The 13,167-nt window shown below is 53.6% G+C and carries 17 protein-coding genes; 3 read left to right on the top strand and 14 right to left on the bottom strand.

From position 1 onward, the window contains the following. Positions 1-964, bottom strand: a 964-nt coding sequence (locus QVO51_RS05985; RefSeq protein WP_288167918.1) for a hypothetical protein, incomplete at its 3' end; no start/stop codon positions are given. Positions 965-1,202: 238 nt separating this feature from the next. Between QVO51_RS05985 and gap the strand changes: the two genes are divergently transcribed. Then, positions 1,203-2,234, top strand: coding sequence for a type I glyceraldehyde-3-phosphate dehydrogenase (gap, locus tag QVO51_RS05980; protein WP_022357635.1), 1,032 nt, complete (start codon positions 1,203-1,205; stop codon positions 2,232-2,234). Positions 2,235-2,329: 95 nt separating this feature from the next. Beyond that, complete coding sequence (locus tag QVO51_RS05975; RefSeq protein ID WP_022357634.1) at positions 2,330-2,638, top strand: hypothetical protein; 309 nt, start codon at positions 2,330-2,332, stop codon at positions 2,636-2,638. Positions 2,639-2,739: 101 nt separating this feature from the next. Here the strand turns inward: QVO51_RS05975 and scfB are convergent, their stop codons facing one another. From scfB to QVO51_RS05930, 9 genes are all read right to left on the bottom strand, one after another. Beyond that, positions 2,740-4,116 carry a thioether cross-link-forming SCIFF peptide maturase gene (scfB, locus tag QVO51_RS05970; RefSeq protein WP_022357633.1) on the bottom strand — a complete coding sequence of 459 codons (1,377 nt, stop codon included), beginning with the start codon at positions 4,114-4,116 and terminating at the stop codon, positions 2,740-2,742. Positions 4,117-4,217: 101 nt separating this feature from the next. Continuing rightward, positions 4,218-4,355 (bottom strand): six-cysteine ranthipeptide SCIFF, encoded by a 138-nt coding sequence (scfA, locus tag QVO51_RS05965; protein ID WP_015558444.1) that lies wholly within the window; start codon positions 4,353-4,355, stop codon positions 4,218-4,220. A gap of 132 nt (positions 4,356-4,487) precedes the next feature. Then, entirely contained in the window at positions 4,488-4,892 is a 405-nt protein-coding gene (locus tag QVO51_RS05960) for a TIGR04086 family membrane protein (RefSeq protein ID WP_022357632.1), read from the bottom strand. 53 nt (positions 4,893-4,945) lie between these two features. Beyond that, positions 4,946-5,368, bottom strand: a complete 423-nt coding sequence (gene yajC / locus QVO51_RS05955) for a preprotein translocase subunit YajC (RefSeq protein ID WP_022357631.1) — start codon at positions 5,366-5,368, stop codon at positions 4,946-4,948. A gap of 20 nt (positions 5,369-5,388) precedes the next feature. Beyond that, the gene (gene gltA / locus QVO51_RS05950; protein ID WP_276773336.1) at positions 5,389-6,774 is read right to left on the bottom strand and encodes an NADPH-dependent glutamate synthase; all 1,386 of its coding nucleotides are present in this window, start codon (positions 6,772-6,774) and stop codon (positions 5,389-5,391) included. A 49-nt stretch (positions 6,775-6,823) separates the two neighbouring features. Further along, positions 6,824-7,654: a sulfide/dihydroorotate dehydrogenase-like FAD/NAD-binding protein gene (locus QVO51_RS05945; RefSeq protein ID WP_022357629.1), complete on the bottom strand. Its 831-nt coding sequence runs from the start codon at positions 7,652-7,654 to the stop codon at positions 6,824-6,826. A 168-nt stretch (positions 7,655-7,822) separates the two neighbouring features. Continuing rightward, positions 7,823-8,305, bottom strand: coding sequence for a Cys-tRNA(Pro) deacylase (ybaK, locus tag QVO51_RS05940; RefSeq protein WP_015558440.1), 483 nt, complete (start codon positions 8,303-8,305; stop codon positions 7,823-7,825). 9 nt (positions 8,306-8,314) lie between these two features. Continuing rightward, positions 8,315-8,485, bottom strand: coding sequence for a DUF6472 family protein (locus QVO51_RS05935; RefSeq protein WP_015558439.1), 171 nt, complete (start codon positions 8,483-8,485; stop codon positions 8,315-8,317). Then, entirely contained in the window at positions 8,475-8,828 is a 354-nt protein-coding gene (locus QVO51_RS05930) for an arsenate reductase family protein (RefSeq protein WP_022357628.1), read from the bottom strand. The genes QVO51_RS05935 and QVO51_RS05930 overlap by 11 nt, the downstream gene beginning before the upstream one ends. Before the next feature lie 138 nt (positions 8,829-8,966). Here QVO51_RS05930 and glgX point away from each other — a divergent pair, with 138 nt between their 5' ends. Beyond that, positions 8,967-11,069 (top strand): glycogen debranching protein GlgX, encoded by a 2,103-nt coding sequence (gene glgX / locus QVO51_RS05925; RefSeq protein WP_022357627.1) that lies wholly within the window; start codon positions 8,967-8,969, stop codon positions 11,067-11,069. A gap of 110 nt (positions 11,070-11,179) precedes the next feature. Here glgX and QVO51_RS05920 read toward each other — a convergent pair whose 3' ends face one another. The 4 genes from QVO51_RS05920 to thiE are packed head-to-tail and all read right to left on the bottom strand — an operon-like array spanning position 11,180 to position 13,090. Next, entirely contained in the window at positions 11,180-11,494 is a 315-nt protein-coding gene (locus QVO51_RS05920) for a hypothetical protein (protein ID WP_288167917.1), read from the bottom strand. Continuing rightward, positions 11,476-11,622 (bottom strand): hypothetical protein, encoded by a 147-nt coding sequence (locus QVO51_RS05915; protein WP_022357626.1) that lies wholly within the window; start codon positions 11,620-11,622, stop codon positions 11,476-11,478. The genes QVO51_RS05920 and QVO51_RS05915 overlap by 19 nt, the downstream gene beginning before the upstream one ends. A gap of 59 nt (positions 11,623-11,681) precedes the next feature. Beyond that, the gene (thiD, locus tag QVO51_RS05910) at positions 11,682-12,455 is read right to left on the bottom strand and encodes a bifunctional hydroxymethylpyrimidine kinase/phosphomethylpyrimidine kinase (RefSeq protein WP_022357625.1); all 774 of its coding nucleotides are present in this window, start codon (positions 12,453-12,455) and stop codon (positions 11,682-11,684) included. Next, positions 12,440-13,090, bottom strand: coding sequence for a thiamine phosphate synthase (gene thiE / locus QVO51_RS05905; RefSeq protein ID WP_022357624.1), 651 nt, complete (start codon positions 13,088-13,090; stop codon positions 12,440-12,442). The genes thiD and thiE overlap by 16 nt, the downstream gene beginning before the upstream one ends. Positions 13,091-13,167 lie beyond the last annotated feature (77 nt).

Below are 13,167 nucleotides of genomic sequence, written 5' to 3'. Positions count from 1 at the left end.
GCAGCCGCAGCTGCCAGCCCATCTCCCCTTGCTCCAGTGTGCCGCCGAACACGCTGCAATACCGACGGATCAGATACGCCTCTGAATCCAGGGGATTTCCCGGATGCAGCGGTTCCAGCTTGTCATGCCGCACCCGGTGTGCCGGCTCCTCCGGTGCATCCGCTTCTGCCGGCAGCATGGAAATACAAAGCTGCTCCCGCTGACACACTGCACGGATGCGCAAGGAGGCACATGGACCCGAGCCACAGCTTAGCAGCAGCATGGACTGGATGCAGGCAGAAAAACGCTCCGGATCCGATACAATGTATACAGGCTCTGTGTCCTCCAGAGTCACCTGCATATGTCCTTGTAGCAGCTCCGTACATGCCTGGGCAAATTCCTGCAAAAAAGCGCACACGTCAATGCGGACACGCTGCACAGGCGCTTCCGCATACCGGAGCAGCTCCGTGGTATGCGCCGTACTCCGCAGCAGCCGGAAGCAGTTGCTGATGCCTACATTCAACAACTCCCGAGCCGGTTCATCCTGATTGATGCGGAGCCGCTGGGCAAGCTGTCCGCTGACTGCGGTGATCCCGGATACCGCCTGGCGGATGGTGCCGGACTGATTTTCTAAAAACTCCCGGATCATGCCATCATGGAGGAATGCCGCAAATACATCCTCTCCCGCCATCTGGATCACCAGCAGATCCTTTGCCTGATCCTCCGGATCCGGATACCGCAACAGGCTGTAGGAATACGTCAGCCCCTCCAGGGTACAGGTATATCTGCCGCTGCACAGCCGCATGCCCCGATGAGATCGGAGCAGCTTTCCAATGTCCAGGTCCCGGAACGCCCCCGGCAGACTGTCATGGCTGCACCACAGCACCTGGCAGGACAGGTCTGCGATCCACACATATTGATGGGAGTGTTTGAAAATATCCTGCAGCACAGCCAGCTGCGTCCTTTGTTGTTCTGTCTGCATCATGACCCCTCCGTGTTATTGTACATGTATGTATTATACAATATTTTCTCCCATTTGTACACCACTTTTTTCAGATTCTCCGCAATTGTCGCTTTTGCACAAAAAGCACACTTGAAACAATGGATTTCCTTGCAGAATGCAAATGCACCGAAAAATAATAGTTATTTTCCTGACAAAGCACTTGAAAAATGCGCCCGGATGGTGTATAATAGAACCATAAAATATTAGGAGGTACATTCCAATGGCAGTTAAAGTAGCAATCAATGGTTTTGGTCGTATCGGCCGTCTGGCTTTCAGACAGATGTTCGGCGCTGAGGGCTATGAGATCGTAGCAATCAACGATCTGACAGACCCCAAGATGCTGGCACAGCTTCTCAAGTATGACACCGCTCAGGGCGGTTACTGCGGCAGAATCGGCCAGGGTCTCCACACTGTAGAGGCAGGCGAAGGCTGCATCATCGTTGATGGCAAGAAGATCACAATCTACGCTGAGCCGAAGGCAGCTGAGCTGCCCTGGGGCAAGATCGGTGTTGACGTTGTACTCGAGTGCACCGGCTTCTACTGCTCCAAGGAGAAGTCCCAGGCTCACATCGATGCAGGCGCAAAGAAGGTTGTTATTTCCGCTCCCGCCGGCAACGATCTGAAAACCATCGTATTCTCCGTAAACGAGAACACTCTGACCAAGGATGACACCATCATCTCCGCTGCATCCTGCACCACCAACTGCCTGGCTCCCATGGCAAAGGCTCTGAACGACTACGCTCCCATCCAGAGCGGTATCATGAGCACCATCCACGCTTACACCGGCGATCAGATGATCCTGGATGGTCCGCACAGAAAGGGCGACCTGAGAAGAGCAAGAGCAGGTGCTGCAAACATCGTTCCGAACTCCACCGGTGCTGCTAAGGCAATCGGCCTGGTAATTCCGGAGCTGAACGGCAAGCTGATCGGTTCCGCACAGAGAGTTCCGGTTCCGACTGGTTCTACCACCATCCTGACCGCAGTTGTTAAGGGCAAGGGCGTAACCAAGGAAGCAATCAACGCTGCTATGAAGGCTGCTGCTTCTGAGTCCTTCGGCTACAACGAGGATCAGATCGTTTCTTCCGACGTAATCGGCATGAGATACGGTTCTCTGTTCGATGCTACCCAGACCATGGTTGCACAGATCGCTGAGGATCTGTATGAGGTTCAGGTTGTTTCCTGGTATGACAACGAGAACTCCTACACCAGCCAGATGGTTCGTACTATCAAGTACTTCGCAGAGCTGGGCTAATCGTTTTACGATTGCAAAACGCCGTTTCTTTCGAGAAACGGCGTTTTCTTTTTATATGGATGAAACATAATACACCGCTCAACAAGGAGGGAAAAATGCATACAGCATCTGAAAAGAGTTTTTATGAGATCAAAGAGATCAATCAGAATGGGATTACTTTTACAAACGGCGAAAAAATCGTTTTTCAGTCATGCATCAAACAAGGCAGCAACGGTAAAACTTTCATTGCAGAAAGGGATCTATTTGCCCAGCCTCCTTATTTTCTGTTTTTTACTGCTGAAAGACCCACCAAAATTCTTTTCAACAAAAAAGGTATATTCTCAAAATCTGAAAACCGGAAGCAGTTTAGAGAACTGCAAAGGATGATAATCGAATTTGGCTATTCATCGTACGATTTAGGTTGATGCATCCCATTTATGTCCAAATGTCATATGCAAATAAGCCCGGAAGCAGTTCAATCAAACCACTTCCGGGCTAAAATGTTTCTTATCTGCGCCGACACGTTTTATTTGTCTGCAAGATCCTCCGCAAGGTGCGCCGCCTTAATCATAATGGCACACTCCAGCCGCTTTTTCTGAAGCTGGCAGGAGAACTTGTGGGCATTGTGGATATCCCCTGCATACTGGTAGTTGTTGGCATTGCATCCGCCGCTGCAATAAAATTTCGCCCAGCACTGCTTACATTCCGGCTTGGTGTATACATGCGCCGCCGCAAACTCCGCCTTGATATCCAGATTAAAGGTTCCCTCATCCAGGTTCCCCATCTTGTATTCTTCCATGCCTACAAACTGATGACATGGGTAAATATCTCCGTCCGGCGTAATGGCAACATATTCATTGCCGCAGCCGCAGCCCCGCAGCCGCTTGATGGCGCAGGGGCCCTGATCCAGGTCGATCATGAAGTGGAAGAAGTTGAACCGCTTCCCCTGCTTCTGTGCCTCCAGGATCCGGCTTGCCAGCCGCTCATATTCACAGAAAATATCAGACAGCTCCCGTTCGGTCAGAGCATAGGGCTTTGCAGGATCACTGACCACCGGCTCCACGGAAATCTGGTCAAAGCCTGCATCATACAGGCTGAACACATCATCGGAGAAATCCAGATTGTACTTGGTAAAGGTGCCCCGCACATAGTAATCCTTATCCCCACGCTGTGCCACCAGCTTCTGGAACGCAGGCAGGATCCGGTCGTAGCAGCCGGTACCGTCCACACGCTTGCGCACCCGGTCGTTGACCTCCCGTCTACCGTCCAGGGACAGCACCACGTTGGACATTTCCTTGTTGATGAAGTCGATCTTATCATCCGTCAGCAGCATGCCGTTGGTGGTAATGGTAAAGCGGAACCGCTTGCCGTATTCCTGCTCCTTGCTGCGAGCGTATTTCACCACTTCCTTGACCACATCAAAGTTCATCAAAGGCTCACCGCCAAAAAAGTCCAGTTCCAGAGTCTCCCGATCCCCGGACTGCTCCAGCAGAAAATCAATGGCTTTTTTGCCGATCTCCAAGGGCATCAGCTTCCGACCCTTGCCGAAATCACCGGTGGATGCAAAGCAGTATTCACATCTCAGATTGCAGTCATGAGCAATATGCAGACACATGGCCTTGACCGGTGCTGCAACGGAATACTTGGCAAATTTCTCGTAATCATCCTCCGAAAAGAGAATCTTGTCCTTGTACAGCTCCAGGATCTCCGCATAGCAGGAACGGATATCCTCCGGCGCATAAAACCGGGTCAGCTTGCTGACAACCTCCTGGGGACATTCCGGTGCAAAGGGCGGCTGCACATTGTCCAGCAGATCATAGGTCAGCTCGTCCACTACATGGACACCGCCGCTGTTCACGTCCAGCACAATATTGAATCCGTTTAGTTTAAACTTGTGTATCATATCCAGTTACCCCATTCCGCCGCATGGCAGCGGCATAAATCTGCTGATAAAATGAAAAGGGACACTACTGCCCCTTTTCATCACGCTCATTTTTAGTTCAATTATTTCTCACACTTCTGATTTGCAACTGTACAAGAAGTCTTACAAGCAGACTGACAAGATGCCTGGCACTTGCCGCAGCCGCCCTTCTTTGCAGTTTCCTTCAGATTTGCCTTATTGATTGTCTGAATGTGTTTCATACTAACCTCCACCAATCTCATCAGAATTTACATCTATTATATCACAGGATCCGCGACATTTCAACCCTTTTCTAATCATTAAATGATAAAAATATGTAGAATCTCGACTCAGATATACAGAAAGTATGAAATTTACTCCTCCGGCACCCCCGGCTGCTTCTGATTGACGCCTTGTACGCCCCCTGCGCCGCCGCAGACCGCCATCCACACCAGCCGCACCAAAGCGTGCAGATGCGGTACATGTCCTGTACAGGCTGTACTGATCCCAAGCACGCAGATTCCCAACAGCACCCCCAGCAGACCCCCGTTCCGCAGCCCATGCCGACGGTGGCGCCGCCCTGCCAGTAAGCCGGTCAGATATGCGCCGCAGCCCAGCGCTGCCAGCACCAGGCTGTTCATCACCCATCGGGGCAGATCCACCAGGGATGCAGCCAGTGCTCCCAAGCTGAGAATGCCCATACAAAGAAGCAGCCCCCCGGCAATCGCAAGCAAATACTTGCGGTACCACGGAGCTGCTCTACGTGTTCGTCGGCTCATACCCATGCCCTCCATGTCCTATGCTGTTTGAGCATATGCATGGATGCAAGGGCTTATTCCTCGGATTCGCTCTTTTCCTTTTTGGGCTTTTCCTTTTTCGGTGCGCCGGGGGTCAGCTTGGCATTCTGCTTTTCCTTCTTCTCCTTTGCCGCTTCCTCCTGTGCAGTCAGGTTTTCCTGCACAGCCTCAATCCGGATCCGCAACTTGCTGCGGTCGCCGCCGGTTTCAATGACTACAGTATCCTCGCCCTTGCGCACAACGATGCCTACAATGCCGCCGATGGTCAGAATCTCGTCACCGATCTGGATATTGGAGCGCATCCGGATGGTCTCCTTTTCCTTCTTGCGCTGCGGACGAATCATAATGAAGTACAGCGCAACCAGAACAATCACCCAGGGCAGGATCCCCACCAAGCCATACGCACCACCGTTGGTGGCACTCTGTTCAGCTGCGAATGTGTGCAAACTCGTAAACATACTGTTCCTCCTCGTTGATTTTACTTGTTCTGAATGTACTTGTCGATGGACTGGGCAGCCGTCTTGCCGGCACCCATGGCCAGGATTACCGTTGCTGCACCGGTCACTGCGTCACCGCCGGCATACACGCCTTCCTTGGTGGTACACATAGCCTCGTCCACGATCAGACAGCCCCGCTTGTTTGCCTCCAGACCAGAAGTGGTAGTCCGGATCAGAGGATTCGGAGAGGTGCCGATGGACATGATCACTGTATCCACCTCCAAATTGTAGTTGGAGCCCTCCACCGGGATGGGGCTGCGGCGTCCGCTTTCATCCGGCTCGCCCAGCTCCATGCGGATGCACTCCATGGCGCAGACTCTGCCGTTTTCGTCTCCGATGATCTTCACCGGATTGTTCAGATTCAAAAACTCAATGCCCTCTTCCTTGGCGTGATGTACCTCTTCCTTCCGGGCAGGCATCTCCTCCTCGGAACGGCGGTACACGATGTATACATGCTCCGCACCCATACGCATTGCGCTTCTTGCAGCGTCCATGGCAACGTTGCCGCCGCCCACCACTGCGACCCGCTTGGACTTGATGACCGGGGTATCATACTCCTCCAGATAGCCCTTCATCAGATTGATCCGGGTCAGGTACTCGTTGGCGGAGCAAACACCTACCAGCGCCTCGCCCTCGATGCCCATGAACCGGGGCAGACCTGCACCGGAGCCGATGAAGATCGCCTCGTAGCCATCCTCCAGCAGCTCATCCACAGACAAAACCTTGCCGATCACCATATCGGTCATGATGTTCACACCCAGTGCCTTCAGAGTCTTGATCTCCTTCTGTACAATGGCCTTAGGCAGACGGAACTCCGGAATGCCGTACATCAACACGCCGCCGGCAACGTGGAATGCCTCGAATACGGTAACCTGATAGCCCAGCCGAGCCAGATCCCCCGCACAGGTCAGACCGCTGGGGCCTGCGCCGACTACCGCTACCTTATGTCCGTTGGAGGCAGGAACCTCAACCTTGGTGTTTCCCTGCTCCATCTTGTAATCTGCTACAAAGCGCTCCAGTCGGCCAATGCCCACCGGTTCGCCCTTGATGCCCCGAACGCACTTACCCTCGCACTGATGCTCCTGGGGACATACACGACCACAGACTGCCGGCAGACCGTTGGTGGAAGTGATGATGTCATACGCCTTGTCAAAATCCCCTGCTGCAACACATGCAATAAACTCCGGGATCCGAACTCCTACCGGGCATCCGGATACGCAGGGCTTGTTCTTACAGTTCAGACAGCGGGAGGCTTCCTCCATTGCCATTGCCTTGGAATAGCCCAGGGTTACTTCCTGAAAGTTCCGTGCCCGCACTTCCGGCTTTTGCTCCGGCATGGGCACCTTCTTTAAAGACATGTTAGCCATAGCTTTCTATCAATATGGGCAGAGCCTGTCCATATATGCTCCTTTCCGATTATTTTTCAGCCTGTGCCATCAGCCGACAGTGCTGCTCGTATTCTCTATATGTGCCGTTGCGGCGCATCAGCTCGTCAAAGTCCACCTGGTGGCCGTCGAAATCCGGGCCCTCTACGCAGGCATAACGAATCTTGCCCCCCACTGTTACCCGACATCCGCCGCACATGCCTGTGCCGTCGATCATGATGGGGTTCAGGGATACGATGGTCTTCAGATTATAAGGCTCTGTTACCTTGCAGACAAACTTCATCATAGGCACCGGTCCGATGGCAATGACAGCGTCATAATTTCTGCCTGCATCGATCAGCTCCTGCAGGGCGTTGGTCACAAAGCCCTTCTTGCCGTAGCTGCCGTCATCGGTGCAGAGCACCAGTTCATTGCACACAGCCTTGAACTCATCCTCCAGAATCACAATATCCTTGCTGCGGAAGCCGGCAATTACGTCCACATAGATGCCCCTACTGTGGAGCGCCTTGGCCTGGGGATATGCAATGGCGCAGCCTACGCCGCCCCCCACAACGCATACCCGCTTTACATCCGGATCCAGGTGGGTAGGAACTCCCAGAGGCCCTACCAGATCCAGAATGGTATCCCCTTCGTTGAGGGTGGCAAGATGCTGTGTGGACTTGCCCACGATCTGAAAAATGATTGTAATGGTGCCGTTCTCCCGGTCGTAATCAGCAATGGTCAGCGGAATCCGCTCCCCCTGCTCATCGATGCGGAAAATAATAAACTGCCCTGCCTGTGCCTTCTTGGCAATGTAAGGGGCTTCAAATTCCATCAGTACTACCGCATCATTGAGTACTCTTTTCTGAACAATTCGGAACATATTTTAAGTATGACCTGCGTAAATACGCAGACCTTTCTCCTTTCCCGTTTTTTCACAGAGGGATGCTGTAACTCCGCCCTGCATCATAATATTGTACCATATTCCCTGTCGCCTTGCAAGCATTTTTCGAAAAAACCCAGTGCCGCACCATGCAAAAACGGAATGGAGTTACATCTCCGCAAGAATATCCCCGTAGCTGCCTCCGGTGGCTTTGATGAAATCGTCCGGTGCGAGAAAAATCTGGCTGCCGATGCGTCCGCCGCTGATGATGATCCGGTCAAATTCCCCGGCAGACTGATCGATCACCGTAGGATACTGTTTTTTCATGCCGATGGCAGTACAGCCGCCCCGGATGTATCCGGTGACAGCGTTGATCTCCTTCACCGGCAGCAACTCCACCGCCTTGGCGCCCACTGCACGGGCGGCTTTTTTCAGATCCAGCTCCCGGGCAACCGGCAATACGAATACATAATAGCCGCCCCCCTTGCCGCTGCACACCAGGGTCTTGAAGGACTGGGCAGGATCCTGCCCCAGCATATCCGCAATGTGTACCCCGTCAATGAACTCCTTGCACTCGTAGCTGTTCAGCGTATAGGGCAGCTTCAGTCTGTCCAGGATCCGCATCGCATTTGTCTTTACTTCTTTTCCCATTCTGATCCCTCACATCTGGTGTCTGACCACACCGTATTCATCATCCAGCCGGTAATAGGGACAGCTGCGGCATTCTCCCCGGAGGAATCTGCCGTATTCGTCCTCGTCCAGCTCTACCAGGCAGCTGTAGCAGTCCAGCTCCTCATCATATACATAATAGACACAGCTTTCACATTGCATGATGCTCCGCCTCTTCCCACTGCTTCCATATCTCCGGGCAGTAGCCCACAGTAGCCTGTCTGCCGTTGCGGACGATGGGGGTGCGGTACAGGCTGGGCTGCTCCATCAGCTTTTCCAGCTTTGCATCCTCCAGCAGATATTTGATCATGCAGTAGTCCTTTGCCGTATCGTCAATCACCGCCTCCAGACCGCCCACTGCCCGAAGCACGCTGTCCAGTTCGCCCCGGCTCAGCCCCTTCCGAAGAATGTCTACCGACTGAAAGGAAATGCCCCGTTCCTTGAAATACCGCTCCGCCTTCTTGGTGTCAAAGCTTTTTGCTTTTCCGAATATCTGAATTTTCATATGCTTCCTCCCTGCTTTCTGCCGACACCATTATAGCACACTTTTTCCCCAGCCGCAAGCGGATATCCCTGCCGCTTGCATTTTTTCCGGGATTCGCTTATAATAAAAGGGTATATCAATCAAAGAAGGAAGATAACCATGGCAGTCATTACAAACATGCCCCTGATCCCCGTGGATACCATCAGCGGTTTTCCGGTACGTCCAGGCAATCACCTGATCCAGGGGGCAACCGCAATGCCCAATGCAGTCAACTTTACCATTTCTTCCGCCAACGCCACCAGCTGTGAGCTGCTGCTGTTTCACCGGAAGGAAAAGACCCCCTATGCAGTGATCCCCATTCCGGCTTCCTACCGGATCGGAGATGTGTTCTCCATTATCGTGTTCGGGCTGGATATTACGGAATTTGAGTACGCCTACCGGATGGACGGCCCCCACGATCCCCGGAAGGGACTGCTGTTCAACAAGGAACGGATCCTGCTGGATCCTTACGCAAGAGCCGTCACCGGTCAGCATAAATGGGGCGAAAATGCCGCAAACGATCACCAGTATCACGCACGGGTGGTTACCGAAAGCTTTGACTGGGGCGATATGCGCAGTCCGGAGCTCCCCCTGCGGGATCTGATTATCTATGAAATGCATGTCCGCGGCTTTACCCGGAGCAGCACCTCCGGCGTTGCCCATCCGGGCACCTTTGCCGGCATTCTGGAGAAGCTGCCCCATCTGCTGGCGCTTGGAATCAATGCAGTGGAGCTGATGCCGGTGTTTGAATTCAACGAGCTGGAGGATGCCAGAATCATTGACGGCAAAACCCTGTACAATTACTGGGGCTACAACACCGTCAGCTTCTTCTCTCCCAACACCAGCTACAGCTCCGAAAACGAATACAACCGGGAGGGCAATGAACTCAAGCAGATGATCCGTGTGCTGCATGAACACGGCATTGAAGTGATCCTGGATGTGGTGTTCAACCACACAGCAGAGGGCAATGAACAGGGCTCCGCCTTCAGCTTCAAGGGCATCGACAACAACGTGTACTATATGCTCACGCCGGACGGCAGCTACTTCAATTTCAGCGGCTGCGGCAACACCTTCAACTGCAACCACCCGGTGGTGCAGCAGTTCATCCTGAACTGTCTCCGGTACTGGGCAACGGAATACCGGATCGACGGCTTCCGGTTTGACCTGGCAGCCATCATGGGCAGGAACGAGGACGGCTCTCCCATGCGGAATCCGCCCCTGCTGCGAAATCTTGCCTATGACCCGGTGCTCAGCAAGGTGAAGCTGATCGCCGAAGCATGGGACGCCGGCGGGCTGTACCAGGTGGGCAGCTTCTCCTCTCTGCGCCGCTGGGCGGAATGGAACGGCAGATACCGGGACGATCTGCGCTGCTTCTTAAAGGGAGATGCGGGCATGGCGCAGGCAGCCATCAACCGGATCACCGGCTCTACGGATCTGTACGACCCGGTATACCGGGGGGACAATGCCTCCGTCAATTTTCTCACCTGTCACGACGGCTTTACCCTGTATGATCTGTACGCCTACAACACCAAACACAACGAAGCCAACGGCTGGAACAATACGGACGGGGACAACTGTGGAAACAGCTGGAACTGCGGTGCCGAGGGAGACACGGACAATCAGGAGATCCGGGCACTGCGCATGCGGCTTATCAAAAACGCCTTTGCCACCCTGCTGTGCAGCCGGGGCGCAGCCATGTTCCTTGCGGGAGATGAATTCTGCAACACCCAGTTCGGCAACAACAATCCCTACTGTCAGGACAACGAAGTATCCTGGCTGGACTGGTCCCTGCTGGAGAAAAATCAGGAGATCTTCCGGTTCTGCCGGGATATGATCGCTCTGCGAAAGGCACACCCCTGCATTACAGAAAATCTGGAACCGGCAAGCACCAACTTCCCCGCCGTCAGCATTCACAATGCATTTCCCTGGCATACAGACTGTCACCCGGATACCCGGGTCATTGGCATTCTCTTTTCCGGCAAGCATCCGAAAACCGGAGCGGACGATATGGTATTCCTGGGCATCAACACCTTTTGGGAAAACCAGAAGATCCAGATGCCGGATCTGCCGGAGCATCTGTACTGGCACATTGCCTGCAACACCGCCCTGCCCCATGCGGATCCCCCCATTTACCAGACCCAGAGCAGTTGGGAGGGCTGCACCAACATCTGGGCTGCCCCTCGTTCCGTGATCGTGGCTTATGCCCGGGTGAAGGGAACCTGATTCGTCGCCATGCAAAACTTGCGTATGATACAGCAAACGACCCGAAGGGATATTTCCTCCGGGTCGTTTTTTCTCTAGTAATGACAATAAATCGTAAAAAACCCTTAAGCTTATTTAATACAGTCTTCAAGAGTTTCTATCACCCAATCAAGGATATCTCCAAAGTCAAGTCCTCTGCATATTTCTCCATGATCGACATGCATGATCTCACCAGTTTCAGCATAAAAGCAAATGCTTACTCCCCAACCTCCAAGTTCGCCGATAACAATACATTCATGGGGAACATCATATGGCTTTTTGGCATTATCTGTGATAAAATCCTTAGGTTCATAGAATGTTGCTGCTGTTCCTCTTATTGTAGCACTTTTTGAGAATCTAAGCCAATCCTTATAAGATTCGGGTATATTTATACCATTTTTTCCCATGGCTCGATTTCTTCCTCTGAAATGGGAGCATCAAACTCAAACGCCCCTTCTCCCATATATTCAGTCAATTTAATAATAGTTCTAATACGATCAGTAAGACTATTATCGGGAATTTTCGGATCATTCATATTATCGCTCCATACTTGTATTTGATATCATGTACTATGAAACTTATTCAAATACATTTTTATCTAAAAAAATGATTCAGCACGGGAGCGCCACCTCCAACAGAAAAAGCGTCCTCCATGGCACAGGACAGATACCGCTTCGCCCCCTGTACCGCCTCCGGCAGCGCCATGCCCTGTGCAAGCCCTGCCGCAATGGCGGAGGACAGGGTACAGCCGGTGCCGTGCACATCCCTGCCGGGAATACGCTTCCCGGTGAAAACATGCAGACTGCCATCATACAGCACATCCACCGGCTCTCCGGCACTGTGCCCCCCCTTGATGAGCACGCCGCAGCCATAGGTGCGGTACAGCAGCTGTGCCGCTGCCTTTACAGCATGCAGATCCGACAAGGGCAAGCCGGTCAATGCCTGTGCCTCCGGCAGATTGGGGGTAATCAGAGCTGCCCGTGAAAACAAAAGCTGCTCCATGGCGGATACCCCCTCCGGATCCAGTAAGGGGTGTCCGGAAGTGGACAGCATGATGGGATCCAGCACCACCGGGACATCCGGATACTGAGCCAGCACCCGGCTGACAGTCCGGACGATGTCCCCATTCCCCAGCATGCCGATTTTGATGGCTGCCGGATGCAGATCCTCCAGCACGGCGGAAAGCTGTGCCGCCACAATCTCCGGGGGCAGCGGAAAGCTTTCCCGTACCCCCAGAGTATTCTGGGCAGTCACTGCGGTGATGACGGATGCTCCGTACAAATGATGGGCAGCAAAGGTTTTCAGATCCGCCTGGATCCCAGCGCCGCCGCCGGAATCCGAACCGGCAATGGTCAATGCGCAGCGCACGGTGCATCCTCCAGCAGTGCCCGGACAACTTCCTTCAGCAGCCGGGTTTCCAGTGCCGGATCCGCTGCCTTCATGATGGCGGACACCACGCAAACGCCCCGGATGGGCACGCCCCGCAGTATCTCCAGGTTCCCCCGGTTCAATCCCCCGATGGCATTCACCGGAATGGGCACGCTTTCGCAGATCTGCCGAATGGTTTCCACAGGAGTCAGCACCGTGCGCACCTTGGTGGTGGTGGGATACACGGCGCCACAGCCCAGGTAATCCGCCCCCTGGGCATAGGCGATCCTTGCTTGTTCCGGGGTTTTCGCCGTTGCTCCCACGATCTTGTCCGCTCCCAGGATCCGCCGGGCATCCTCCACAGGCAGATCCTCCTGCCCGACATGCACCCCGGCACAGCCGCATGCAGCAGCCACATCCGCCCGATCATCCAGAATCAGAGGAATCCCGTACCGGTCAGTAATCTGCCGGACAGCCCGTGCCAGTCGGAGGTATTCCCGGGTAGAGCGTTCCTTTTCCCGCAGCTGCAGCAGAGTGATACCGGCGCTGCACACCCCATCTATGACGGAAAGAAATGCGTCCTCCTCATACTGACTGCTGTCGGTTACCAAATACAATGTGGGATCAAATTTCATAGCTGTTCCTCGATTTCACAATATTTACAAAGCTGCTCCGGCAACAGATTCCACAGTCCGTCCGCCAGAGCGCTGTG

Source organism: Ruminococcus sp. CAG:379 (assembly GCF_000434255.1).
In the GTDB taxonomy this organism is placed as follows: domain Bacteria; phylum Bacillota; class Clostridia; order Oscillospirales; family Ruminococcaceae; genus Ruminococcus_F; species Ruminococcus_F champanellensis.
This window is presented reverse-complemented; position numbering and strand designations above follow the sequence as displayed.

Excerpts from the sequence above, each read along its gene's own strand:
- gltA (WP_276773336.1), bottom strand. The coding sequence starts at position 6,774 with ATGGCTAACATGTCTTTAAAGAAGGTGCCCATGCCGGAGCAAAAGCCG.
- QVO51_RS05975 (WP_022357634.1), top strand. The coding sequence starts at position 2,330 with ATGCATACAGCATCTGAAAAGAGTTTTTATGAGATCAAAGAGATCAAT.
- thiE (WP_022357624.1), bottom strand. The coding sequence starts at position 13,090 with ATGAAATTTGATCCCACATTGTATTTGGTAACCGACAGCAGTCAGTAT.
- ybaK (WP_015558440.1), bottom strand. The coding sequence starts at position 8,305 with ATGGGAAAAGAAGTAAAGACAAATGCGATGCGGATCCTGGACAGACTG.
- gap (WP_022357635.1), top strand. The coding sequence starts at position 1,203 with ATGGCAGTTAAAGTAGCAATCAATGGTTTTGGTCGTATCGGCCGTCTG.
- QVO51_RS05930 (WP_022357628.1), bottom strand. The coding sequence starts at position 8,828 with ATGAAAATTCAGATATTCGGAAAAGCAAAAAGCTTTGACACCAAGAAG.
- QVO51_RS05945 (WP_022357629.1), bottom strand. The coding sequence starts at position 7,654 with ATGTTCCGAATTGTTCAGAAAAGAGTACTCAATGATGCGGTAGTACTG.
- yajC (WP_022357631.1), bottom strand. The coding sequence starts at position 5,368 with ATGTTTACGAGTTTGCACACATTCGCAGCTGAACAGAGTGCCACCAAC.
- glgX (WP_022357627.1), top strand. The coding sequence starts at position 8,967 with ATGGCAGTCATTACAAACATGCCCCTGATCCCCGTGGATACCATCAGC.
- QVO51_RS05935 (WP_015558439.1), bottom strand. The coding sequence starts at position 8,485 with ATGCAATGTGAAAGCTGTGTCTATTATGTATATGATGAGGAGCTGGAC.
- scfB (WP_022357633.1), bottom strand. The coding sequence starts at position 4,116 with ATGATACACAAGTTTAAACTAAACGGATTCAATATTGTGCTGGACGTG.
- scfA (WP_015558444.1), bottom strand. The coding sequence starts at position 4,355 with ATGAAACACATTCAGACAATCAATAAGGCAAATCTGAAGGAAACTGCA.
- QVO51_RS05915 (WP_022357626.1), bottom strand. The coding sequence starts at position 11,622 with ATGAATGATCCGAAAATTCCCGATAATAGTCTTACTGATCGTATTAGA.
- QVO51_RS05920 (WP_288167917.1), bottom strand. The coding sequence starts at position 11,494 with ATGGGAAAAAATGGTATAAATATACCCGAATCTTATAAGGATTGGCTT.
- QVO51_RS05960 (WP_022357632.1), bottom strand. The coding sequence starts at position 4,892 with ATGAGCCGACGAACACGTAGAGCAGCTCCGTGGTACCGCAAGTATTTG.